19 protein-coding genes are annotated in these 23,921 nt (G+C 47.0%); 3 read left to right on the top strand and 16 right to left on the bottom strand.

Annotated features, from left to right (window positions below; translation table 11 throughout):
• Window positions 1-2: 2 nt before the first annotated feature.
• The 6 genes from QM657_RS14470 to argS form a co-directional block, all read right to left on the bottom strand.
• Window positions 3-707: a hypothetical protein gene (locus QM657_RS14470; protein ID WP_415067404.1), complete on the bottom strand. Its 705-nt coding sequence runs from the start codon at window positions 705-707 to the stop codon at window positions 3-5.
• 169 nt (window positions 708-876) lie between these two features.
• Entirely contained in the window at window positions 877-1,395 is a 519-nt protein-coding gene (nrdG, locus tag QM657_RS14475; RefSeq protein ID WP_415067405.1) for an anaerobic ribonucleoside-triphosphate reductase activating protein, read from the bottom strand.
• A 25-nt stretch (window positions 1,396-1,420) separates the two neighbouring features.
• Window positions 1,421-3,550, bottom strand: a complete 2,130-nt coding sequence (gene nrdD, locus QM657_RS14480; RefSeq protein WP_415067406.1) for an anaerobic ribonucleoside-triphosphate reductase — start codon at window positions 3,548-3,550, stop codon at window positions 1,421-1,423.
• A gap of 116 nt (window positions 3,551-3,666) precedes the next feature.
• Complete coding sequence (locus tag QM657_RS14485; RefSeq protein ID WP_415067407.1) at window positions 3,667-4,287, bottom strand: flavodoxin family protein; 621 nt, start codon at window positions 4,285-4,287, stop codon at window positions 3,667-3,669.
• Window positions 4,287-7,457: an SNF2 helicase associated domain-containing protein gene (locus QM657_RS14490; protein ID WP_415067408.1), complete on the bottom strand. Its 3,171-nt coding sequence runs from the start codon at window positions 7,455-7,457 to the stop codon at window positions 4,287-4,289. The genes QM657_RS14485 and QM657_RS14490 overlap by 1 nt, the downstream gene beginning before the upstream one ends.
• Window positions 7,458-7,481: 24 nt before the next feature.
• Entirely contained in the window at window positions 7,482-9,251 is a 1,770-nt protein-coding gene (gene argS / locus QM657_RS14495) for an arginine--tRNA ligase (protein ID WP_415067409.1), read from the bottom strand.
• 170 nt (window positions 9,252-9,421) lie between these two features.
• On the opposite strand from argS, the gene QM657_RS14500 reads away from it, so the two are divergent.
• Together QM657_RS14500 and upp are read left to right on the top strand one after the other, a co-directional pair.
• Window positions 9,422-10,747 (top strand): uracil-xanthine permease family protein, encoded by a 1,326-nt coding sequence (locus tag QM657_RS14500; protein ID WP_415067410.1) that lies wholly within the window; start codon window positions 9,422-9,424, stop codon window positions 10,745-10,747.
• A 29-nt stretch (window positions 10,748-10,776) separates the two neighbouring features.
• On the top strand, window positions 10,777-11,406 hold the full coding sequence (gene upp, locus QM657_RS14505; protein WP_415067411.1) for a uracil phosphoribosyltransferase: 630 nt from the start codon (window positions 10,777-10,779) through the stop codon (window positions 11,404-11,406).
• Between the two features lie 102 nt (window positions 11,407-11,508).
• Here upp and QM657_RS14510 read toward each other — a convergent pair whose 3' ends face one another.
• The 9 genes from QM657_RS14510 to QM657_RS14550 all read right to left on the bottom strand — a co-directional run bounded on the left by QM657_RS14510 (window position 11,509) and on the right by QM657_RS14550 (window position 22,204).
• Window positions 11,509-11,844, bottom strand: a complete 336-nt coding sequence (locus tag QM657_RS14510; RefSeq protein ID WP_415067412.1) for a DUF1904 family protein — start codon at window positions 11,842-11,844, stop codon at window positions 11,509-11,511.
• Between the two features lie 24 nt (window positions 11,845-11,868).
• On the bottom strand, window positions 11,869-13,068 hold the full coding sequence (glp, locus tag QM657_RS14515; RefSeq protein ID WP_415067413.1) for a gephyrin-like molybdotransferase Glp: 1,200 nt from the start codon (window positions 13,066-13,068) through the stop codon (window positions 11,869-11,871).
• A gap of 73 nt (window positions 13,069-13,141) precedes the next feature.
• Window positions 13,142-15,838 carry a formate dehydrogenase subunit alpha gene (fdhF, locus tag QM657_RS14520; RefSeq protein WP_415067425.1) on the bottom strand — a complete coding sequence of 899 codons (2,697 nt, stop codon included), beginning with the start codon at window positions 15,836-15,838 and terminating at the stop codon, window positions 13,142-13,144.
• A gap of 47 nt (window positions 15,839-15,885) precedes the next feature.
• Window positions 15,886-17,148 carry a complex I 51 kDa subunit family protein gene (locus QM657_RS14525; RefSeq protein ID WP_415067414.1) on the bottom strand — a complete coding sequence of 421 codons (1,263 nt, stop codon included), beginning with the start codon at window positions 17,146-17,148 and terminating at the stop codon, window positions 15,886-15,888.
• A gap of 19 nt (window positions 17,149-17,167) precedes the next feature.
• Window positions 17,168-17,653: an NAD(P)H-dependent oxidoreductase subunit E gene (locus QM657_RS14530; protein WP_415067415.1), complete on the bottom strand. Its 486-nt coding sequence runs from the start codon at window positions 17,651-17,653 to the stop codon at window positions 17,168-17,170.
• Window positions 17,654-18,478, bottom strand: a complete 825-nt coding sequence (locus tag QM657_RS14535) for a formate/nitrite transporter family protein (RefSeq protein ID WP_415067416.1) — start codon at window positions 18,476-18,478, stop codon at window positions 17,654-17,656. It lies immediately after the preceding gene.
• 20 nt (window positions 18,479-18,498) lie between these two features.
• Window positions 18,499-19,092: a molybdenum cofactor guanylyltransferase gene (locus tag QM657_RS14540; RefSeq protein ID WP_415067417.1), complete on the bottom strand. Its 594-nt coding sequence runs from the start codon at window positions 19,090-19,092 to the stop codon at window positions 18,499-18,501.
• Between the two features lie 376 nt (window positions 19,093-19,468).
• Window positions 19,469-20,152: a UDP-N-acetylglucosamine pyrophosphorylase gene (locus QM657_RS14545; protein ID WP_415067418.1), complete on the bottom strand. Its 684-nt coding sequence runs from the start codon at window positions 20,150-20,152 to the stop codon at window positions 19,469-19,471.
• Window positions 20,153-20,164: 12 nt separating this feature from the next.
• Window positions 20,165-22,204 (bottom strand): DNA topoisomerase, encoded by a 2,040-nt coding sequence (locus tag QM657_RS14550; RefSeq protein ID WP_415067419.1) that lies wholly within the window; start codon window positions 22,202-22,204, stop codon window positions 20,165-20,167.
• Window positions 22,205-22,380: 176 nt separating this feature from the next.
• Here QM657_RS14550 and QM657_RS14555 point away from each other — a divergent pair, with 176 nt between their 5' ends.
• Entirely contained in the window at window positions 22,381-22,863 is a 483-nt protein-coding gene (locus tag QM657_RS14555; protein ID WP_415067420.1) for a YbaK/EbsC family protein, read from the top strand.
• Here QM657_RS14555 and QM657_RS14560 read toward each other — a convergent pair.
• Window positions 22,858-23,742: a DMT family transporter gene (locus QM657_RS14560; RefSeq protein WP_415067421.1), complete on the bottom strand. Its 885-nt coding sequence runs from the start codon at window positions 23,740-23,742 to the stop codon at window positions 22,858-22,860. The genes QM657_RS14555 and QM657_RS14560 overlap by 6 nt on opposite strands.
• Between the last annotated feature and the right edge of the window lie 179 nt (window positions 23,743-23,921).

A 23,921-nucleotide genomic window follows, 5' to 3' on the forward strand; every position in this document is an offset into this window, starting at 1 on the left:
TTTTATTGTATCAGAAGTTTGGCATAAAACGCCGTCTGATTCTGCTTGGCAAGGATTTCAGCAGCAGTCCTGAGTTCTTCCTGTGCTTTACCGCCGGATTGAAGAGTCCGGAAAAGAGGCTCCATACAATTGCCGGCATTTACATAGGACATACCGCAAGGGATGATGGTCGTAACCTGTTTGGCCGTCTCATAACAATCCCGCAAATATCTTCCAAGGCTTTCTCCGTATAAACCATTTGTACCGCCCTGGACAAAGCAGCCCCGTATGGATATGGAACGCAGCTTTCTGGCCGATACTGACAGTTGGGATAATTCTTCTACGGGAAATCCCGATTGTTTTCCATCGTCATATTTTTCAGGAATTACAGAAAGTCCAACCACCTCCAGATACCCCGGAGCCAAAATCCGGGCGGCAGCCTCATTGATCAGCTCCATTTCTTTAAAATCAGAGGCTACAAACCTGCATTTTCCAATGTTTGCTTCTATAATGGCCCGATCTTTACAGGGTGCTGTGTAATAGATATCATACCGGTCCATTCCTGCCCTTTCTGCCTGTAAAACAGTTTCCTCATTCCGGGCTTCTATGGCCCAGCCCCTTTTTAGCAGATATTCCAAAATGGAATCATCGGTTTTTCCACTATAGAGATATTGGAAACCGGGCAGCAGCTCTAAAACTGACTCCGCTTTTTCCAGTACAGCATTCATCTCGGTTTTCTCCTTATCTAGTTATTCTACTTCCAGAATAACTGATTCAGATAATATTGCAAGTTCTTTTTCCATGGCAATCGGACTGTGGATATCTTTCATGTCTAAAACCCATAAAAGAAGGCGCATTGCCTTCCGAATTCCGGAAAGGCAATGCGCCTCATATTCTTTATTCCCACACCACGATTTTCCCCGAAGCCAGAGACTCAGGAACCTTAATCAGCCTCTGGTTTGACGAGCCTCGAAACCGCAGCGTTAAATCTTTTTTTGCAACTTCGAACTTTCCGTCCACCAGCACATCAATACACCTTAAAAGCCTGCTGGTTTCCTCATATCTGGACGCCATATCTCCGAGAATATCCCGTTCAAAATCATAGCCGGTATAGCACCAGACGGTCTTTTCAGGAAACCGACTTTTCACCGCCTCCGCCAGAGAGAGAACCTCTTTCTGGTTTGCCGGGTGCAAAGGCTCTCCGCCCAAAAGGCTTAAGCCTGCAATATAATTACGGTCTAAATACCCCAGTATTTTTTCCTGGATTTCCGGTGTGTACTTCTGGCCGTACTGAAAATCCCATGCCTCCTGATTAAAGCATTCCGGACAGCCGTGGGTACATCCGCTGACAAACAGGGACACCCTGACGCCCGGCCCGTTGGCTACATCATTAGGCTTTATGGCCGCGTAATTCATGGCACTGCCTCCTGCTCACATTACCTTACAGATGAAGAACCCTGGATTTGATTTCCTTGGTCTTTCCGGCATTCCAGAAATTTTCTCCCAGATAACCGCAGGTTCTTCTCGTTACGTTCATCTTGGCTTTATCTTTGTTATGGCACTGAGGGCACTCCCATTCCATATCCTCATTGATGATGATTTCCCCGTCAAAACCGCATTCCCGGCAGTAATCGGACTTGGTGTTAAACTCCGCATACTGGATGTTGTCGTAAATGAACTTCACCACTTCCTCCATGGCCTCCGGATTGTTCTGCATGTTGGGAACTTCCACATAGGAAATAGACCCGCCGGAAGAAATTTTCTGGAACTGGCTTTCAAAGGTGAACTTGGAGAAGGCATCAATATCCTCCCGAACATCAACGTGATAAGAATTGGTGTAATATCCCTTGTCGGTCACATCAGGTATATTTCCAAATCTTTCCCTGTCAATTCTGGCAAAACGGTAGCACAGGGATTCCGCCGGGGTGCCGTATAAGGCAAAGCCAAGTCCGGTGTCCGCTTTCCACTTGTCCGTAGCCCTGCGCATGCGGTTCATGATCTTTAAGGCGAATTCTTCGCCCTCAGGAACCGTCTGGCTGACTCCCTTCATGAGCTTTGTCACCTCATAAAGGCCGATGTAACCCAGAGAAATGGTGGAATAGCCTTTATCAAGCAGGGGATCGATCTTTTCTCCCTTTTTAAGTCTTGCAATGGCGCCGTACTGCCAGTGGATGGGGCTCACGTCGGAAAGGATTCCCAGCAGGGATTTATGCCTGCACATAAGAGCTTCATAACACAGATCCAGACGCTCTTCTAAAATCTTCCAGAAGGTTTCCTCATCTCCCTTAGCCAGGATGCCGATCTGAGGCAGGTTTAAGCTCACCACTCCCTGATTAAACCTTCCCTCAAACTTATAATTGCCGTTTTCATCCTTCCATGGAGCCAAAAAGCTGCGGCACCCCATAGGGCTGAACACATTGCCTTCATAATGCTCTCTCATCTTTCTGGCAGAGATATAGTCCGGATACATCCTCTTGGCAGAGCACTTAACCGCCAGCTTTGTGATATAGTCATATCTTCCGCCCTTTAAGCAGTTATTCTCATCCAGCACATAAACCAGTTTGGGGAATGCAGGAGTCACATAAACTCCGGCCTCGTTTTTAATTCCCTCCAGACGCTGGCGAAGGATTTCCTCCACGATCATGGCATTTTCCTCAATGTACTCATCCTGGTCGTCAAGACAGAGGAAAAGGGTCACAAAAGGAGCCTGGCCGTTGGTAGTCATCAGGGTGTTGATCTGGTACTGTATGGTCTGGACACCGGATTTCAGCTCATCCATAAGGCGGATATTAGCCATCCGCTCTGCCACCTCACCGGTTACTGTATCTCCAAATTCCTCACGGATCTGCTTATGGAATTTATCATTGCTCTTTCTTAAATATTTCCCCAGATGGCGGACATCTACAGACTGTCCCCCGTACTGGTTGCTGGCAACAGCGGCGATGATCTGAGTCATGACCGTACAGGCCACCTGAAAGCTTCTGGGGCTTTCGATCATCTTCTCATTCATCACGGTTCCATTATCCAGCATGTCCCCGATATTGATCAGACAGCAGTTGAATATGGGTTGCACAAAATAGTCTGCATCGTGGAAATGAATGGCCCCCTGGTCATGGGCAATGGAAATTCTCTCCGGGAGCAGCATTCTTCTGGTCAAGTCCCTGGATACCTCTCCTGCAATGTAATCTCTCTGCGTGGAAGCCAGAATCGTATTCTTGTTGGAATTTTCCTCTGCCAGCTCCTTGTTCTCATTCTTGATCAGCTTTAAAATAGATTCGTCCGTTGTGTTTGCCTTTCGAAGCAGTGCTCTCTGATAGCGGTAAATGATGTACTTTTTGGAAAGGACGTATTTATTTTTGTTCACCAGAGCGCTTTCAATCATATCCTGAATGGCTTCTACGTTGACGACTCCGTCATTTTCCTTCTCCACATGGTCCAGTATGACGTTAATCATGTCCTCTTCGGCCCGCTCAGAAACTTCCACCTCTGCATTGGCCTTCCGGATCGCTGTAATAATCTTTTCTCTGTCATACTCCACAATTCTTCCATCACGCTTTTGAACCTTAATCATAACTCTCTCACCTTAACCCATTCTATATTTTGTATCGTAAAATTTATAACCACTAGATATAGTGTCTATATCATTATACACCACATAGAAAAAAAGTAAAGGAGATTTTTCCATCCTTACCTGATAAAATTTGTCCGCGGAATTTCTTCCCAGGACGGAGGCTCGATTCCTGCTGCTTTTCCCACCTCAATGCATTTTAACATCCAGGCCATATTTCTTCCAAGAGTCCTCATGGTGTGCAGCCCTTCCAAATCCTGCTCCACCTCCTGAGGGGTAAACCCATGGACCATATTCCAGTAAGAGGACGATACCACAGGCATCTGGGCAATGGTAAAATACTTATTTAACGCGTCAAGGGAAGCGGTGGTTCCCGCTCTTCTGGCAGAAACAACGGCTGCCGCCGGTTTAAAAGCAAAATTCCTTCCCGCATAAAACAGACGGTCTAAAAAGGAAATTATGGTGCCGTTAGGGGAAGCGTAGTGAACCGGAGAGCCTACCACGATTCCTGAGGCCGTTTCCATCTCATCAAGCACCTGATTGACCATGTCATACGTAAACACGCATCTGCCAGTCTGAGCGCACTTTTGACAGGCAATGCAGCCATGGATGGTCTGCCCTCCCACATGGAAATATTCTGTGTCAATGCCTTCTGCATTTAAAGCCCTTCCCACTTCAATAAGGGCCCTGCTGGTACATCCTCTCTCATGAGGGCTTCCGTTTAACATCAGTACTTTCATCACTCATCCATCCTTTCGTCTTTGGTGCCCAGAAGCTCCATCAAATCCTCTTTCGTCAGACTGCTCAGAGAAATGGTTCCCTCTGCGATAATCTGATCCGCCAGATCCTTTTTCGACTCCTGCAGCTTTAAAATATTCTCTTCAATGGTTCCCTTTGCAATCAGCTTAAACACAGACACCTGTTTTTCCTGGCCGATTCTGTGAGCCCGGTCTGTGGCCTGATTCTGGGCCGCCACATTCCACCATGGATCATAGTGGATGACCACGTCGGCAGAAGTTAAATTAAGTCCTGTTCCGCCCGCCTTTAAGGAGATTAGAAACAGGGGTATCTGATCATTTTTAAAGGAGTTCACCATGCGCAGCCTCTCCTCTTTCGGAGTGGAGCCGGTCAGCATGTAATAGGGGATGTTCTCCTTTTTCAGCCTTTCCTCAATGATTCCCAGCATGGAGGTGAACTGGGAAAAGAGCAGAATCTTATGGCCCCCCTCCACAGCGTTTCGCACCATGTCAATGCAGGTCTCCAGCTTTGCCGAAGCTCCCTTGTAATTTTCATAGCACAAATGGGGATCGCAGCAAATCTGGCGGAGTCTGGTGAGCTCTGCCAGTATCTGTATCTGATCTCTTCCCGTCTGGCTTCCCAGGCTTTCCAGCTCCTCCTTTAAGCGAAGGGCATTGGCTCCGTAAAGGGCCTGCTGCTCCTTGTCAAAGGCAGAGTAAATCACGGTTTCCAGCTTATCCGGCAGCTCTTTCAGCACATCCCGTTTCAAGCGGCGCAGGAGAAAAGGGCTGATGAGGCGGTGAAGCTCCTCTAAGGCCGATGCATCCTGTTCTTTGACAATGGGTGCCTCATACTGCTTTTTAAACCGCTGATAGCTGAATAAAAATCCCGGCATCAGAAAATCAAATATGCTCCACAGCTCAGATAAACGGTTTTCAATAGGCGTTCCGGTCAGGGCAAAGCGACAGCCTGCGTCAATGCCTTTCACCGCTCTGGCACTTTGGGTCGATGCATTTTTAATATACTGAGCCTCGTCAATGACCTGGAAGCGGAAGGTCTTGCCTTTATAAAGGTCCCTGTCCCGTTTTAGCAGATCATAGGAGGTGATGAGCACATCCGCTTCCTCCGTGTGGGCCAGCATGGCTTCCCGCTCCTGGGAGGTGCCTGTAACGGTCCGTATCTTAAGGGAAGGAGCATAGGTGCGGAATTCATTTTCCCAGTTGTAGACGAGAGAAGCCGGACAGATGATAAGAGAGGTGGTATGCTCCTCTTTTCCCGCTTCATCAAGAAGCAGGGCAATGATCTGAATGGTCTTTCCAAGGCCCATGTCGTCTGCCAGGATTCCTCCAAAGCCATAGCTGTCCAAGGTCTTAAGCCACCGGTATCCGGTCTTTTGATATCCTCTTAAAATCTGGCTCAGAGAGGGCGGAACTTCAAAATCACTGTCTTCCACCGACTTCATCCCCCGGACCACCGCTTTATAGAGCTGGTCCCTGTAAAGGGTGATGCCGCTTCCCTCTTTTAACAGGCTGTCCAGATAAAGAGCCCTGTATTTAGGAAGGCGGATCTCCTTGCCCTCTAATTCGCTGCGGCCGATGGAAAGTCCCTCCACCAGCTTTGCCACCGTCATGAGGCCATTGTCATCCAGGCTGATAAATTCGCCGTTTTTCAGACGGTAATACTTCTTTTTCCGGTTGTATCCCGCCAGGAGCCCGGAAAGCTCTGCGGCTGATAAACCGGCTGTATCCACCTGAAGCTCCAGCCAGTTTCCGCTGCTGCGGATGCCGATGGAAACCTTGGGAGGCGGAAGCACCTTTAAGCTTTTAAAGGATTCTGAGAAATACACCTCGCCCAAAGCCATGAATTCACTCATGCCTTCTGACAGCAGGCGGTAAACCCCATCCTCATCCTCTCGAATCACCGGATATAGAGAATCCTGTTCCTTGTACTTAAAATACCGGGTAATGAGCTGGCTGATGCGAAACTCTCCCGGCACATCACGGCAAACCGTGCGGGGAAGCTTTTCATCCTCTACCGGCTGAAAGGAGTAATCCCCGTAGGACAGGGTGGGCTTTAAAACCAGCTCATCAGGACCGTTGGAATCGAAGTCAAATCTGGCCTTTAACTCCTCAGGCTTAAAGATTTCCAGGTCAAGATCACCGGAATCAATGCTGCAGTCAGAGGCAATCCGTTTTAACACCCGTTCATAAAAAAGAGGCATATCCTTGTCATTGATCTCCAGCCTGCAGGAGGCGTCAAAGCCCTCCATCATCTGTTCCAAAAATACACCCAGGTTTTCACTGCAGGACTGGTCGCAGCGGTATAAGTGATCCCCAACCGCCAGATATAAATGGTGTTCCCCCTGAAAGGCCATGATCTCCCTGTCAATGGACACCAGCACCCCGCTCTGTCCCTGCCTTCTCACATTGACCTTTAAATCCGGGTTCTGATCCAGGATTTCCAGATTCCGCTTCTTTCCCTTATAATCCTCTGTCTCCAGGATATTTCCCTTCATAATGCTGAAGAAGCGGTCCCTGTTCACCTGATTCAAGCTCAAAAACCGGAGGACAGGAGGGGTGGAAAAAGAGCTTTTCTGAAACTGCTCATAATGTTCACAGTAAAGGTTTACCACCTCCAGGATGAATTCCAGAAGGGGTCTGCTCTCCTTTACAAAGACGGTGCGGTCATGGTGAAAGGCCAGATTCTTCCCGTACTCCACATACGTTCCGCTCTCCACTGCCTTTGCAAAAGCCACCAGGTCCCGGATCAGGTAAAGGCGGTCCCTGCCCAGCTTGAATTCCAGCCTGATGTCCTGCCGTCCTAACAGCATGGACACCGAAAGCCTGATCTGCTCCTCTTCTCCCTCGCTCATGATCCGGGATACCTCACGGTTGGTGTATTCCCGGATCATGGACCTGGCTCTTGGGGAAGTGGTGACAGGTTTTACCTGCCTCTCGGCCGCCTGCTCCTGATAGACTTTATGGAGAACCCGGCAGTGGGGGCACATGCCTTTGTAGGAGTTTCCCGCCGCGCAGGTGCAGGAATAATCCAGAACCTGATCCCCTTTTAAGTGCAGGACAGCCTTATATTCTTTTCCCTGATCTTCCACCAGGGCTCTGACGCCTGATTCGCCCTTCCAAAAGGCATTTGTGGTCATCTGCGATATTTTCATAGCGTCTCACATCCGTTCCCCTTTTTACATTCGTTCCGGAGCCTCAATTCCCAGTACATTGATGCAGCCATTCAATACCTCTTTGGTGAGGCCGATCAGACGTATCCAGGAGGCCTGCTGCTTTTTGTCCTCTTCGGATATGATCTTGGTATCGTGATAGAACCGGTTGAAGGCATTGGACAATTCATATACATACTGGCAGATTTTATGAGGCGCCAGCTCTGCAAAGCTGGTTTCCATGACTTCATTGTATCTGGAAAGCTGAAGCATCAAATCCTTTTCCGCAGCCGATAAGGCGGGAAGAATCTCTTCCTTTCCTTCGTACTTGTCTTCCAGTCCCCTGTATTTTGCCAGAATGGAATTGATCCGCACAATGGTATAAAGGATATAAGGTCCCGTATTTCCCTCAAAGGATACAAAGCGGTCCATGTCAAAGACGTAGTCCTTGGAAGCCTGGTTGGATAAATCTCCGTACTTTAAAGCCGCCATTCCCACGATCTTGGAGGTCTCTCTTGCCTCCTCCTCGGAAACGGTGCGGTTTTCCATGATCTTTTCATAAGCCGCCTGGCTGATGTCCGCAATCAGTGTCTCCAGACGCATCACTCCGCCGTCTCTCGTCTTAAAAGGCTTTCCATCCTTTCCGTTCATGGTTCCGAAGCACAAGTGAGACATCTTCTTATCCTGAACTACGAAACCGGCTTTTTTTGCCACCCGGAATACCTGGATAAAGTGAAGCTCCTGACGCTTGTCCGTGATATAAATATACCAGTCCGGTTTAATATCTTTTTCTCTCTCAATGATAGTTCCCAAATCAGAGGTGGAATAAAGGGCTGCGCCGTCTGATTTTCTCACAATACAGGGAGGCAGTTCCTTGGAATCGCCTTCCTGGGCGATGTCCACCACCAAAGCGCCCTGGCTTTCGTAGGCAAGGCCTTTTTCCTCCAGCTCCTTAATCAGTCCCGGAATATAGGGTTCTGCATCGCTTTCCCCTTTCCACAAATCAAAGGAAACGTTTAAGTTTCCGTAATTCTTCTTTAAATCAGCAACAGACACTTCTATAATATGCTGCCAGATGGCCCTGTATGGCTGATAGCCGTTTTGAAGCTTTAAGGTAGCTTCGTGAGCTCTTGCGCTGAATGCCTCGTCCGCTTTAGCCTTTGCGCTGGCTGCCGGGTAGATTTCCTCCAGCTCGCTGATGGTAAAAGGCGCTTCCTTTGGATATTCGCCTTCATAGGCCTGGTCAAAATAAACCAGCTCAGGCTTCCTGTCCTTTAATTCCTCAATGATCAGTCCCATCTGAAGACCCCAGTCTCCTAAATGAACATCGCCGATGACTGTATGGCCCAGGAAACGGCCCATCCGCTTGATGCTCTCACCGATGACTGCGGAACGGAGATGTCCCACGTGAAGAGGTTTTGCCACATTGGCGCCGCCGTAATCCACCACAATGGTATGAGGGTTTTCGCTGGTTTCACATCCGCCCCGTCCGCTGTCAGCCATTGCGTTCATATATTCTGCTAAATATTGCGGATTGAGCTTTAAATTGATAAAGCCCGGCATCACTGCTTCCACCGCAGCAAACACCTCGCTGCCGGAAAGCTTTTCCACTGCCTCTGCCGCAATATCAAAGGGTTTCTTTTTATAAGCCTTGGCTGCTGCCATGGCGCCGTTGCACTGGTATTCACAAAGATCCGGGCGGTTTGATAAGGTCACCTTTGCATAAGCCTCGTCATAGCCGCATTCTGCAAAGGCTGTCTTCATCTCTGCCGTAATTAAATCAAGAATCTTCTTCATCGGTTCCTGGTCTCCTTTTCCTATTCCAGATATTTCTAAGCTAAATATTAATTATATTACAAGTCATCCCAAAAATCAATTTTTTTATTGAAAGCCACGGTTTTACAGTTGCTATTTATGGCTATCTCTGTTAAAATTATTCGGAAAATAAAAAGAAATGGAGTAAACAAATGAGTAACAGCACAAAACTTACAACACGAGATTATTTACTCAGTATTCAGCATTTATTTGCAATGTTCGGGGCCACCATACTGGTGCCTCTGCTGACAGGTCTCAATCCAGCTCTGGCTTTGTTCTCTGCCGGTGTGGGCACACTGATCTTCCACTTTTGCACTAAATTCAAGGTTCCTGTTTTTCTTGGCTCTTCCTTTGCTTTTCTGCCGGCTGTCACAGCAGTGATCCGTCCGGAAGGAACCATCATACCGGAAAACATACCTTTAGCGCAGGGCGGAATAGTGGTTGCCGGTCTCGTCTATTTTATGTTCGCCTTAATCGTTTACCGCATCGGTGCGGACAAGATTAAAAGAGTATTTCCGGCAGTCGTTACAGGGCCGGTCATTGTGGTCATCGGAATTAACCTGGCAAGCACTGCCCTCAACGATGCCACCAACAATTTAAGCCTTGCAGACGGAGTGACTCCAACCATTGCCTTAAATCTGGGAATTGCCTTCTTTACCCTCTTTGTGGTAATTCTATGCTCCATTTTCGCCCGCGGCTTTTTCAAGCTGGTTCCAATCCTCATCGGAATCACATCAGGCTATCTCTTATGTGCCATCTTAGGGGCTTTTGGCATATTTGAAATGGATTATTCAGCCATTTCTGCCGCAGCATGGATCAATATTCCATTCCAGACCAAGGATTTAAACGGAGTATCCTTTATGTCACTTCCGAAATTCAGCCTGGGCCCCATCCTTTCCATCGCTCCCATCGCCTGTGTCACTTTTATGGAACACATCGGAGATATCACCACCAATGGAGCAGTAGTTGGAAAAGACTTTTTAAAAGATCCCGGACTTCACCGTACTCTTGCAGGGGACGGTCTGGCCACCTTATTTGCAGGTTTTATCGGAGGACCGGCCAACACCACCTATGCGGAAAACACCGGAGTTCTGGCAACGACCAAAAACTATAACCCAAAGCTTTTGCGGCTCACTGCAGTATTTGCCATCTTCCTGGGATTACTCGGAAAAATAGGCGCTGTTTTGCAGACCATTCCGGGACCTGTAAAGGGCGGAGTGGAAATCATGCTCTTTGGCATGATCGCCGCCGTTGGTGTCCGCTCTCTTGTGGAATCCAACCTGGATTTTACCCACAGCAGAAACTTAACCATCGTGGGATTGATTTTGGTATTTGGCCTTGGCTTTGCTCAGATTGGAGGCCTTGATATAGAAATTGGTACTGTTACCTTAAACATTTCAGGTCTTTTCATCGCAGTTGTGATAGGTGTCCTTACGAACCTGATCCTGCCGGAAACGCCTGATGTAGCAAATGACTAAAGAAAGGACAAACTACTATGAACTATTCCATGAACAATGTCACAATTTTCACCCATCCCCTGATCCAGCATAAAATATCCATCTTAAGAGATAAGAGAACCGGAACCAACGAATTCCGTTCCCTCATTGAAGAGATAGCCATGCTTATGGGCTTTGAAGCATTGAGAGACCTTCCCTTACAGGATGTAGAAGTGGAAACTCCCATAGAAACATGTATGACTCCTATGATTGCAGGCAAAAAAATGGCTGTTGTCCCCATTCTCCGTGCAGGACTTGGAATGGTAAACGGCATTTTAGCCCTGGTTCCTTCTGCAAAGGTTGGACACATCGGACTGTACCGGGATGAGGTCACTCATGAGCCTCACGAATACTACTGCAAGCTGCCAAGCCCTATTGAGCTGAGAACCATTGTGGTCACCGATCCCATGCTGGCAACCGGCGGCTCCGCTGTTGCTGCTGTTGACTTCATCAAGGCCCATGGAGGCAAGCATATCAAATTCATGGCCATCATCGCAGCTCCGGAAGGCTTAAAAAGGCTTCAGGAAGCTCACCCGGACATTCAGATCTACGTCGGACATCTGGACCGCCAGTTAAATGAAAACGCCTACATCTGCCCTGGACTTGGCGATGCAGGAGACCGTATTTTCGGAACCAAATAAAATCGAAACAAAAAATAAAGATCAAAAAGCTGCCCGGCCATGAAACCTTTTGTATAAGGTTCCTGACCGGGCAGCTTTTTAATCTTTAATAGAAGAAACGGATTAATAATGCTCTCCGTTTTCATAATAATTTTCTTTTGCCAGTTCATAAAAAATGATGGTGATTTCTCTCGTGCCTTTAAACTGTCTGTCCAGAGCGCCGTGAATTTCAGCGGCAAGCCGGTCCTGAATCTCCTGTTCTCTCTTAAACCAACTGATTTCAACGTAAAGGCTTTGCATTGTAATATCGCTTCCTCCGCCAAAAACAGTGTTTTCAAGGTGCTCAAAGGTGAGCCAGTCCTGGGGACAGCCGATGATCCGGGATAATTCCTCCGACATTTCCAGAGAGAATTTTTTCACCTCTTCTTTTTCCATATTTTTAAAAACAAGTCTGGGCATAATCTCTCCGCTCCCTTTCACGTTTTATTTCCAATAGAGAATCTCCACCGTCTCTCCCGGCAGGATTACGGTCCCCTGCTTCTGGTCAATGATGCAGTTTGAACTGAGGATGCCGGATAAAACAGAAGAGTGGTGCTTTCTCTCTAAAATGTGAACCCCGGCTTCATCGCAGAAAGCCTGGACAAACCGTCTCCGGTTCGCTTCATTGGTGCTTCCCTCCACAACCGTGCGCGTTGTCTTTTTCCCAAAAAGGGATTCATCCCCCGTAATCTTCGCCATCACAGGCCAGAAAAACAACTGAAAATTGACCATGGCCGCAAGCGGATAGCCTGACAGACTTAAGATGAGCTTGTCCTTATACTCACTGGCCATCACAGGCGTTCCGGGACGCATATTCACCCCATGAAACAGCCTTTTTGCTCCCATTTTTTCCAAAGCTTCGGGAAGAAAATCTTTTTTTCCTACGGATAGCGCTCCCGTGGTGATGATCACATCTGCCTGACCGATTTTCTGATCCAGCATTGAAAAAAACAGTTCCGGATCATCGGGACAGATTTCCATAAAAGTCACCTGAGCACCCTGTTCCTTTAATTTGGCGGCAAGGGCATACGCACTGCTGGGATATACCCCCACTTTTCCAAGGGAGCCTGCCAAAGGCACCAGCTCGCTTCCCGTTGAAATGATGCCAACCTCCAGCTTCTGAAACACCTCGATTTCCATGATCCCCATGCTGGCCAGCACACCGATATGGCCTGCCTCCAGACGGGTGCTGCGGGGAATGATCAGGCTTTTCGCCTCAATATCTTCTCCAATCCCGCAGTAATTCTGTCCTGCCCTCACTTCTGCATATATGGCAGACTTCTCCTTGCCGTAGTCCGTATCCTCCTGGCGGATGACACTGTCGTAGCCCTCCGGTATGAGGGCGCCTGTCATCACCCGGACCGCTGTCATAGGCTTTGCTGAAACAGAAAGGTATTCCCCCGCACAAATTTCACCAATCACCTGAAGGTGTATTGGCGTTTCTTTTGATGCCCCCCTGGTATCCTGGCTTCTGACCGCATATCCGTCCATTCCCGATTTAGGGAAATGGGGAACGGGAAACAGGGCAGTCACATCTTCTGCCGCAATTCTTCCCGATGCAGATAAAATATCCAGTCTTTCCGTCTCTGTTTTACTTTTTACGCTGTTTACCAACAGATCGATAGCTTCTTCCAACTCAATCAATCAGGCTCTTCCTTTCTATATAAAATCCGGCGTTTCAGCATTTCGAAACACCGGATTTTCTTAAATAATAAGTTTAAGCGCGCTTTACAGTCACTGCGCAGACTTTGTATTCCGGAATGCGGGCGATGTCATCAATTGCAAAATTCGTAATTTTATTTACATTTCCATCTTCAAAGTGGAAGGTCATAAATACCTCTGACGGGAACATCTTATCTCCTACTACGGCTCTTGTTTCAATTTCGCCGCGGCGGGAAGCTACCTTAACTCTGTCTCCGTTTTTAATTCCCAAAACAGCAGCATCTCCCTCGTTGATCTCAATGTAAGAATCTCCGCAGATTTCATTAAGGCCTTCTGTCCGTCCCGTCATTGCCCTGGTGTTATAATGATAGAGCATACGTCCGGTAACCATCATAAACGGATACTCTTCATCAGGCATTTCCTGAGAAGGACGGTATTTTGCAGGATAGAAATAACCGAGGCCGCGGGAGAACTTTCCAACGTGCATGATATATGTGCCCTTGCTCTCTTTGTCCAGGCAAGGCCACTGGAGTGTCTCACCGTTATCGAGACGTTCAAAGCTGATTCCTCCAAAGGACGGTGTCACGCTGGAGATTTCATCCATGATTTCAGATGCGGTCTTTCTTTCACAGGCATAGCCCATGCGGTTCATCACATCGTAGAACACATCCGTATCGAGACGCATCTCGCCCTCTAAAGTTACGGCCTTGCGCACTCTCTGAACGCGGCGCTCCGTATTGGTGAAGGTACCCTCTTTTTCCGTGTAGCTGGTACCGGGCAGAACCACATCAGCGTACTTGGCTGTTTCAGTCATAAACAGATCCTGTACCACGAAAAACTCCAGGCTTTCCAGTGACTTGATTACGTGTGCGGTATCCGGGTCTGTGACTATCGGGTCTTCCCCGAAAATGTAAAGCCCCTTAATCCGTCCGTCAATGGCGCCCGGCAGTACCTGGGTAGCCATAAGGCCAGTGGTTTCACTGAGGGGAACTCCCCATGCCCGTTCAAATTTCTCCCGGACCTCTTTGTTGGCAACCTTCTGGTATCCTGGGAAGTCATAAGGCAGACAGCCCATGTCGCAGGCTCCCTGAACATTGTTCTGTCCGCGCAGAGGATTGATTCCGCAGCCGGATTTTCCAAGCTTTCCTACTACCATGGCCAGGTTGGATAAGCTCATAACGCCTTCTGTTCCTGAAGAATGCTCTGTCACGCCCAGACAGTAGATGATAGGCGCTTTTTTCGCGTTGGCATACATTCTTGCAGCCTGGCGGATGTCTTCGGCATCGATATGGCAGATTTCGGCAACCTTTTCAGGAGTGTAATCTTTTACGATTTCAGCCAATTCTTCAAAGCCTTCGGTCCGCTCACGGATGAAGTCCATATCTGCAAGCCCCTCTTCGATGATCACGTGAATCATCGCATTAGCAAAGGCGATGTTGGTTCCTGCCTTAATAGGCATATGAATGGTCGCATCTTTTACCAAATCAATTTTACGGGGATCTACTACAACAATTTTTGTACCTCTTTGGATAGCCTGACGAATCTGAGCACCTACGACCGGATGGGCCTCTGTAGGATTGGAACCTACCAGAAGGATCATATCAATATCCTCTGTAATATCCCGGATGGGATTCGTCATGGCACCGGAACCTAAGGTGGTGGCAAGGCCGTGAACAGATGCGGAATGGCAGACTCTCGCACAGTTATCCACATTGTTGGTTCCAAAGGCAGCGCGCATCATTTTCTGGAATACGTAGTTGTCTTCATTTGGAGCACGGGAACAGGAAAATCCTGCATTGGCATCTGCTCCGTATTTCTTTTTGATTTCCTTAAAACGGCTGGCGATTAAATCCAGAGCCTCATCCCAACTGGCCTTTTCAAACTGGCCGTTGCGCTTGATTAACGGATGGGTGAGACGGTCTCCTGAATGAACGAATTTATAGGAACCGAATTTGCCCTTTACGCAGAGGAGTCCTCTGTTTGACGGGCCGTCGGCAGGGTCTACGCCCACTACCTTGTTATTCTTTACAAGAAGATCCATCTGACATCCGGTGGCGCAGTGAGGACAGGTGGTACGCACCTTTTTCACTTCCCAGGCTCTGTAATTTCTCTCCTGATCTTTGGAAGAAAGAGCGCCTGTAGGACAGTTGGACACACAGTTTCCGCAGGATTCGCAGGTAGACTCTCTCCAGGGAAGCTGATAGCTGGGGCTCATGCGGACATCAAAGCCGCGGTTAGAAACGCTGATTACATCCCGGCCCTGAAGCTTCTGACATACTCTGGTACAGCGGCGGCACATAACACATTTTTCCGGGTAAAAGGTGAAAAATGGATTGCTTCTGTCTGATTCGTTGATTCCCACACGCTTTCCATAAGTAAAGCTGGTTTTATCCACTCCATATTCCAGGCAGTAATCCTGGAGCCTGCAGTCACCGTTGGCGGCGCAGTTAAAGCATGTAAACACATGGTTGCTGCTGAGAAGGTCCAGGATAAATTTCCGGGATTCCACTACCTTCTGGGAACGGGTGTGCACCTTCATTCCGGAAGCGCAGTGCTCGGCACAGGAAGGAACGAGTCCGCCTTTTCTTCCGCCTTCAATTTCCACCACGCACATACGGCAGGAGCCATCCGGAGCCAGTTCCTTCATATGGCAAAGGGTTGGAACTTCAATACCAAGTGTTTTACAGGCTTCTAAAATGGTAGTTCCTTTTTGTACGGAAATGGCGTGACCGTCGATTTCCAGTTCAATCATAGAGTTATTATTCTCTGTTGATAACACAGTTTTTTCCTCCTTCTCCATTAATTGATACAGGCTTCGAATTCATCTCTGTAGCCCGCTAAGGCAGAGTTCACAGAAACCGATACCGATTGACCAAGTCCGCATGCGGACAGATAAGTGATATGTTCCAGCATTTGTTCCATTCTTTCCAGATCGCCCGGTTTTCCTTTGTGGCGCTGGAAGTTATGGATCATTTCCAAAAGACGGGTGGTTCCAAGACGGCAGGGTGTACATTTGCCGCAGGACTCATGAACAAAAAATTCTATGACACTGGCAATATAGTCTACTACATTCACGCTGTCATCCATGACCACAATAGCACCGGAGCCAATAGCCAGTTTGTTAAACCAGAAATCGCCGTAATCATACATACGGCCTTTGATCTGCTCGCTGGTTCCGATAGGACCGGATTGTCCGCCGAAATGACAGAATTTGATGGGCCTTCCGGTGGAAGTGCCGCCGCCGTATTCTTCGCTGTAAAGAATCTCATCCAAAGAAGTTCCAAGGGGAACCTCGTAAATACCTCTGTTTTTAATATGCCCGGATAAGCAGATCAGCTTAGTGCCGCCGCCATCCTTTGTGCCGAGCTGGAAAAATGCCTCTCCGCCCATGTTGATGATGTTGGGAACGCAGGCAAAGGATTCCACATTGTTTACAAGGGTTGGTTTTAAGTAAAGTCCCACATCAGCCAGATGAGGCGGCTTTACTCTTGGACGTCCTGTTTTTCCTTCCACGGAGTTTAAGAGTGCGGAGTTTTCTCCGCAGACATAAGCGCCGCCGCCGGAAACGATGTGAAGCTGAAAGTCAAAGCCCTCTATGCCCATGATGTTATTTCCCAGATATCCGGCATCCTGTGCATTGCTCACTGCCTGATGGAAAACTGCCTGAATGTGGCGGTATTCCCCGCGGATATAGATAAATCCGTCATTGGAGCCAAAGACATATGCAGCGATCAGCATGCCTTCGATAATGCTGAGGGGATCTTTATCTAAAAGCATTTTATCCTTGAAGGTGCCTGGCTCTCCTTCATCTGCATTACAGACAATGTATTTGGGAGTATCAGCACTTTCGTATAAATGGCGCCATTTGCGTCCTAAAGGATAAGCTGCGCCGCCTCTTCCGCGAAGCAAAGCAGTATCCAATTCTTTTAAAATATCTTCTCTGTCCATTGTTACGGCTTTTTTCAGCCCGTCAAAGCCGCCGTATTCTATGAATTCGTTAATAGAGGTAGGGTCTTTCATTTTCCCAACTCGTTTTAACAGGACCGGTTCTTTCATTGCCATTGTCTTTTCCCCTTTCCTCTTAAACAACTATTTTGTCTCTGCGCAGATCATCAATCAAAGAAGATACTTTTTCGTCGCTGAGATTGCCGAATACAGTATCCTTGATTTTAATGACCGGGCCGATATCACAGGCTCCCACACAGGGAATGTAGTGATAGGCAAAAAGTCCGTCATCGGTTGTCTTTCCCATGGGCACGCCCAGCTTTTTCTCCAGAGATAAGGCCACCTCTTCGGAACGGGAAAAATGACAAGGTGAGCTGTTGCAGATTTTGAGAACGTATTTTGCCTGCGGTTTATCCTTTAACATGGCGTAATAGCTGACAATCTCATACACACGGGTTTCCGTCATATGCAGTTCTTTTGCCACCAGGGCTGCTGTTTCCTGGTCAATGTAGCCGCCTTCTGAGGCGAACTGGAGATCAATTAAAATCTCTAAAATATTTTCCTGTTCTTTCCTGTCCTGACGAATGATTCTCAGTTTTTCTTCTCTTACCCTTGTATCCATTTAACTAATCCTTTCTATGACTTTTTTTGCCTCACATTCACTGGCTTGTTTCACCTTCTGGCTGTTGTGCATCAGGCAGCAGGGTAAAGCAAAGGCCAGGGCTCCTCCAATGGCATTGCCGATGAACACAATAACGAAATTTTCCATGTAAGCTGCCCAGGTGATATCAGATGCACCTGAAAAGATCGCTGCCGGAATGACAAAAGCGTTTGCCACCACGTGCTGAAATCCGATGGTCACAAAAACCATGATCGGGAACCACATTCCGAAAACCTTGCCTACAGAGTCCCTGGCGCCGGTTGCAATCCATACGGCCATACAGACGAAGATATTGCAGCCAATGGCGGAAATCAGTGCCACCATAGGTGAATCATTGATACGGGCATTGGCAATCGCAAGAGTTTTATCCAGGAAGGCCCCTTCCGTCATTCCAACCACATGGCCGAAAAGAAAAGCGATGAGAAAGCCTCCCACCATATTTCCCACCATAACCACGATCCAGTTATAAATTAAATCTCCAATGGAATTTTTCTTCTGAAATACGCCGATTGTCATGGTCATCATATTTCCGGTAGCTAATTCTCCTCCTACCATCATGATTGCCACGAGTCCGATCGGGAACAGGCAGCCTCCCATGAAGGTGGCAAAACTTCCCCATTGTGCCGGCATGGTTCCTGAAACGCGGATGCAGGCTAAAAATCCTTCTGCAATAAATGTTCCTCCCAAAATAGAGAGTAAAAATAACTTTAAAAAAGATAACTTTGTTTTCGCTTTCGCTTTGTCTCCTAAAATATCTAAAACTTCTGTCGGACTTAAGAATCCCATATTTCGCCTCCTGTTCAAGATCACTTATTTTTTAATATGTTCGTGTTCCATTTCTCCACATCTTCCGGTGTGTTTAAATTGGTGATGGCGCTTATCTCGGCCTCACTCAAACAATAGGTGCCCACCTGCAGCCTGGAAAAAGCGCTGCGCAGCTTAAGCTCTCCTTTTTCAATCTGCTCCTTAAAAACAGGAATACAGGACCTATGGTAAAAAGCAAATAAAGGCTCCAGCTTTTCTCCATGGCTGCAAAGTAAAACCTGTTTCTGACCCAGCTTCCGGTACATCCGGTCAATTAAGTCCAGATTCATCAATGGCATGTCACAAGCCATGACAAAAGCATAGTCCGTCTGAATCTGTTCTAAGGCAGTACTGACTCCTCCTATGGGACCTTTCTGGATATAGCCGTCCTCTAAAATACCAAACTCTTCAAAACCTTTCACACCGGCGAATTTTGATTTTGTATCACTTACGAGAACCACATGCTCAAACAGGCTTTTTAAATTCCTGGCTGTCTCCAGCAGCAGATAATGTTCCTCTTCCATGAGAAATGCTTTATCAAAACCCATCCTTTTGCTTTTTCCTCCGCATAAAATTGCGGCTGTCACATCTTTCATTTTTTCATTTGCCTTTTCGAAAGAAATCACCCCCTGTTTCTTTTACTCGCGTCCGCATCACCTGAGGACCCTGAAAAAGATTTTTATCTAAAAAATTTTTTGAAGTAAAAAAAGTTTTTTAGTGCTTATTTTCATCTTAACACTATCTTTTCTATATGTCAATATAAATAAAAATGGGTAAATTACCTTCCTTGCTTTTGTATGTAATAGACAACTTTTTAACATTTCTCCCATCACTTATTTTCATACCAGAAAGCTATGTTTTTGTTTTTCAGAGAAAACAAGTAAAAAAATACCGGATATGAAAAGAACAAATCTGCTTGTTCTCTGCATATCCGGTATACCTTATTTCTTAATAGCGTTATTCTTGATCGAGTTATTCCTCTGTTACAACCTTTTCAACAACTTCACCCTGCTTCTTATATATGGAGTTTGCATCCACACATTCTCTGACACAGGACAGAGGATAAATATTAGATTTAGGACCGATAACAGTTCCTGGATTTAAGACTGCGCCGCAGCCGATCTCTGCAAAGTCACCGATGATGGCACCGAATTTCTTCAGTCCTGTTTCAATATCTCCGTCTTCTGCGTGAACTGTGACCAGAGATTTATCTGATTTCACGTTGGAAGCGATAGAAGATGCGCCCATGTGAGCCTTAAAGCCTAAAATGGAATCTCCCAGGTAGTTGAAGTGAGGAACCTGAGCGCCGTCAAAGACAATGGCATTCTTCACTTCTGAGGAATTTCCGATCACGGCAAAATCGCCGATAATGGCGTTTCCTCTGATGAATGCACAGTGGCGGATCTGAGCTCCCTTGCCGATGATGACATTTTCACCCATACAAGCGGTAGGCGGAAGGTTTACAGATTTGTGAATCCATACGGCTTTTCCCACATGAACGTACTCATCCTTTGGAAGACGCTCTCCTAAAGAAACGATGAATTCGCTGATCTTAGGAAGAACCTCCCATGGGTAGGTGGTCTGTTCAAATAATAATTTAGCCAGAGTATGGTTTGTGTCAAACAAGTCCTGGTTTGTCATATCTTCTTTTTTCATGTTCACAATCTCCTATTTTTGTTTTTTATAATTAGCTGCCGCGGCATCAAATATACTGAAAAGATCGTAGTGATTATTCAGCCTTAACACGCCTGAGGTACGTCCGGCAACAAAATTCTCAAGTTTCTGCATATATTCCTCCGGGGTTATGCTCCCCTCTGCCACATAGGTCAGCCCCTTTTCCCAGCTTGCCGTCAGCTCCGGGTTTAAGAGCTGTTTGATGGAGGTATTGACCACATCAAAGATCATCTCGCCCAAAAGGGTGGGAATGATCACCTGGGTCTTGGTATTTAAGGAAAGGTATTTGATGTGGCACAGCTTTTTTAAAATCTCGGCTCTGGTGGCACTGGTGCCGATGCCGCTGCCCTTGATCTGGGCCCGCAGTTCCTCGTCCTCAATTAACTGTCCCGCATTTTCCATGGCTAAGATCATGGAACCGGAGGTATACCGCTTGGGAGGAGAAGTCTCTCCTTCCTTGATGGTCAGTTCTTTTATGGGAAGCTTCATTCCCTTTTTCAAAGAACCCAGCATGGCGATAAAGGCCGGATTATCCATATTGTTTTGGGAGGCTTCCTGGGTTTCTTCATCAGAAGCTGTTCCCTCGCCTTTTTCCTCCTGCTTTTTCTTTCCGCCCGACACGTCTGCCACCTTTAAATAGCCTTCCTCCAGCATCACCCGGAAATTGGCAAAAAAGTGTTCTCTGTCGGCTTCCAGCTCCAGAGCATACTTCTGGTACACTGCCGGAGGATAAAAAATGCTCAAAAATCTCCTGGCTATGACCTCATATACCTTGGAGGAAAGGCCGGATAAGCTTCTTAAAGCTCCCATACCCTGTCCTGTGGGGATAATAGCATAATGGTCCGTGATCTGTTTGTCATTGACATATCTGGTCTTTTCAATGGTTTTAAAAGAACCCTTTTCCAGCACCTCTGACGCTGCCGGGGACAAAGGCTCAAAGCCCTTAAGCCCGCCGATGTTTTTGTGAATCTCCTTTGCCACTGCTGTGGAAAGAACCCTGGCATCTGTTCTGGGGTAAGTGACCAGCTTTTTTTCGTAGAGCTCCTGGACCACCTTTAAGGTTTCATCGGGACTGATCTTAAACATCTTAGAGCAGTCATTCTGAAGCTCTGCCAGGTTATAAAGAAGGGGAGGATTTTTTGTCTCCTTTTTCTTTTCTATAGAAGCGACTGCCGCCTCCATAGGGTCCATCTCCGCAAGAATCCCGACCAGCTCTTCCGCGTGTTTTCTCTCCTTGAAGCCATTTTCCTTATAGAGGAAGGGGGATTCAAAGTACCTGGAACCGGGAGCGCTTTTCCACTCCCCGTCAAAATCCATATCCTGATTGGTAAATGTTCCGATGACACGGTAAAACGGTGTTTTTACAAACTCCCTGATCTCCCGCTCCCTGCGCACCACCATTCCCATGACGCAGGTCATGACACGGCCCACGGATATGACCGTATTTTTTCCGCTTTTTAAATAGTTGGAAATATGCTGCCCATACCTTAGTGTGAGCAGACGGGAAAAATTAATTCCCATTAAATAATCTTCCTTGGCCCTTAAGTAAGCTGATGCGGAAAGATTGTCGTATTCTGATGCATCTTTGGCTTCACGGATTCCTCTTAATATCTCTTCTTCTGTCTGGGAATCGATCCATACCCGTTTCTGGACCTTCCCTTTCACTCCTGCCATTTGAGCCACCAGGCGGTATATGTATTCTCCTTCCCGTCCTGAGTCAGTACAAATGTAAATAGTGTCCACATCAGGCCGGTTCAAAAGACCGCTTACGATCCGAAACTGCTTTTCCACGCCGGGAATTACCTCGTATTTAAATTCCTTTGGGAGAAATGGAAGGGTGGAAAGACTCCACCGCTTGTATTTCGGGTCATAGCTTTCCGGATAGCTCATGGTGACCAGATGGCCGACGCACCAGGTTATGACAGCCTCATCCGATTCTATGTATCCATCTTTGCGCCTTCCGCCTGCCTTTAGGGCACTGGCAAACTCCTGGGCCACGCTCGGTTTTTCTGCAATGTATAACGATTTCGACATATATCACCCTGCTGCTTGTTTTAATAGTAACCCTACTATTATATCATTAAAACTCGTGAATAGCAAATTTTTACGGCAAAGCCTATTATAACATTGAAAAAACAGATTATCAATGGTACAATAACAAACAATTTCTTTATGATTTTATTACGCTTATGAAAAGGAGTTTTTGATCGATGTCAGTACAAACAGTAAAAGAATACTTAAAAGAATTTGGTAAAGACAGCCTTGTAAAGGAATTTACCGTGTCCAGCGCAACTGTGGAGCTGGCTGCTAAGGCCCTTGATGTGGAGCCTGCCCGCATTGCAAAAACCATGTCCTTTCATGGAAATGAAACAAATGGCTGCATTCTGGTGGTGACGGCAGGGGATACAAAAATCGATAACGGAAAGTTTAAAAAGCAGTTCGGCTTTAAAGCCAAAATGCTGGGGGCTAATGAGGTGTCCATGCTCACAGGACATGAAATCGGCGGCGTGTGCCCATTTGCAAATCCAGAACACGTCACCACCTTTTTAGACATTTCCTTAAAACGCTTTGACACCGTATTTCCTGCTGCCGGAAGCTCTAACTCAGCCGTTGAAGTGACCTGCGACGAGCTCACAAAGCTTTCTAAGGCAGCGGAATGGATCGATGTATGCAAAACTCCTGAACTGTTATGAGGTGCCCTTTTTTCTGTATTCGGATAAAATGATTGCGGCAAACATGAGCACACATCCTCCGATGAGCCTGGGGGTAATCTCTTCTCCCAGAAATATGACGGAAAATATCAATCCGAACACCGCTTCAAAGGATAATATAATAGAAGAAGTGTTGGGGCTTAAATGCTTCTGCCCCACGTTCTGAAATAAAAAGCAGAGCATGGTGCTGAAAATACCCAGATACAAAATCCCAGTCAGAATTGACCCATGAATCACGGTAAAATCCAGAGTGCCCTCTAAAACAGGGGCCACCAGCCAGCTTAAGGCAGCCGCGACCACCATCTGAAGGACCGTTAAGCCAACGGGGTCGTGGTCTGCGGTATAGCGGTCAATGAACACGATGTGGATGGCATAGAAAATGCCGCATATAAAGGTTAAAAAATCACCGATATTAATAGATAAATCCCCCTCCAGAGATAAGAGCGCAAGCCCTATGACAGCGATGACAGCCGCTGTCACATGATTCTTGGAGGGGCTTTTTTTATTGAAAAACCAGTGGAGAAAGGGCACCAGAATCACATACAGGGTTGTGATAAAGGCATTTTTACTGGCTGTGGTATATTTTAAACCGTAGGTCTGTAAAAAGTAGCTGATAAACAAAAATACTCCCAAAAGCCCGCCCCTTAATAAATCCGGCGTTTTAAGGGTCCTGATCCGTTTCCAGAATATGATCACCAGCCCAACAGCGGCGATGGTAAAGCGCAGGGCCAGCACATAAGTTGGCGAGATGACCCCTATGGAATTTTTCATGACAACAAAGGCGCTGCCCCATATAATAGTCGTTACAATCAGTCCGAGAACGGACAAGGCTTTGACGCCTTTTTCAGCCGTTTGATTCATATGTACACTTACGATGTCCTTTCCTATTTCTTGCCCATGCTTTCTGGGCATCTTGGTATACCCGCAGGGTGCTTCCTATTTACTGCCCATGCTTTCTGGGCATCTTGGTACACCCGCGGGGTGTTTCCTATTTACTGCCCATGCTTTCTGGGCATCTTGGTACACCCGCGGGGTGTTTC

The sequence above is a fragment of the Lacrimispora sp. genome (genome assembly GCF_047605665.1).
Classification (GTDB): Bacteria; Bacillota; Clostridia; order Lachnospirales; family Lachnospiraceae; genus Lacrimispora.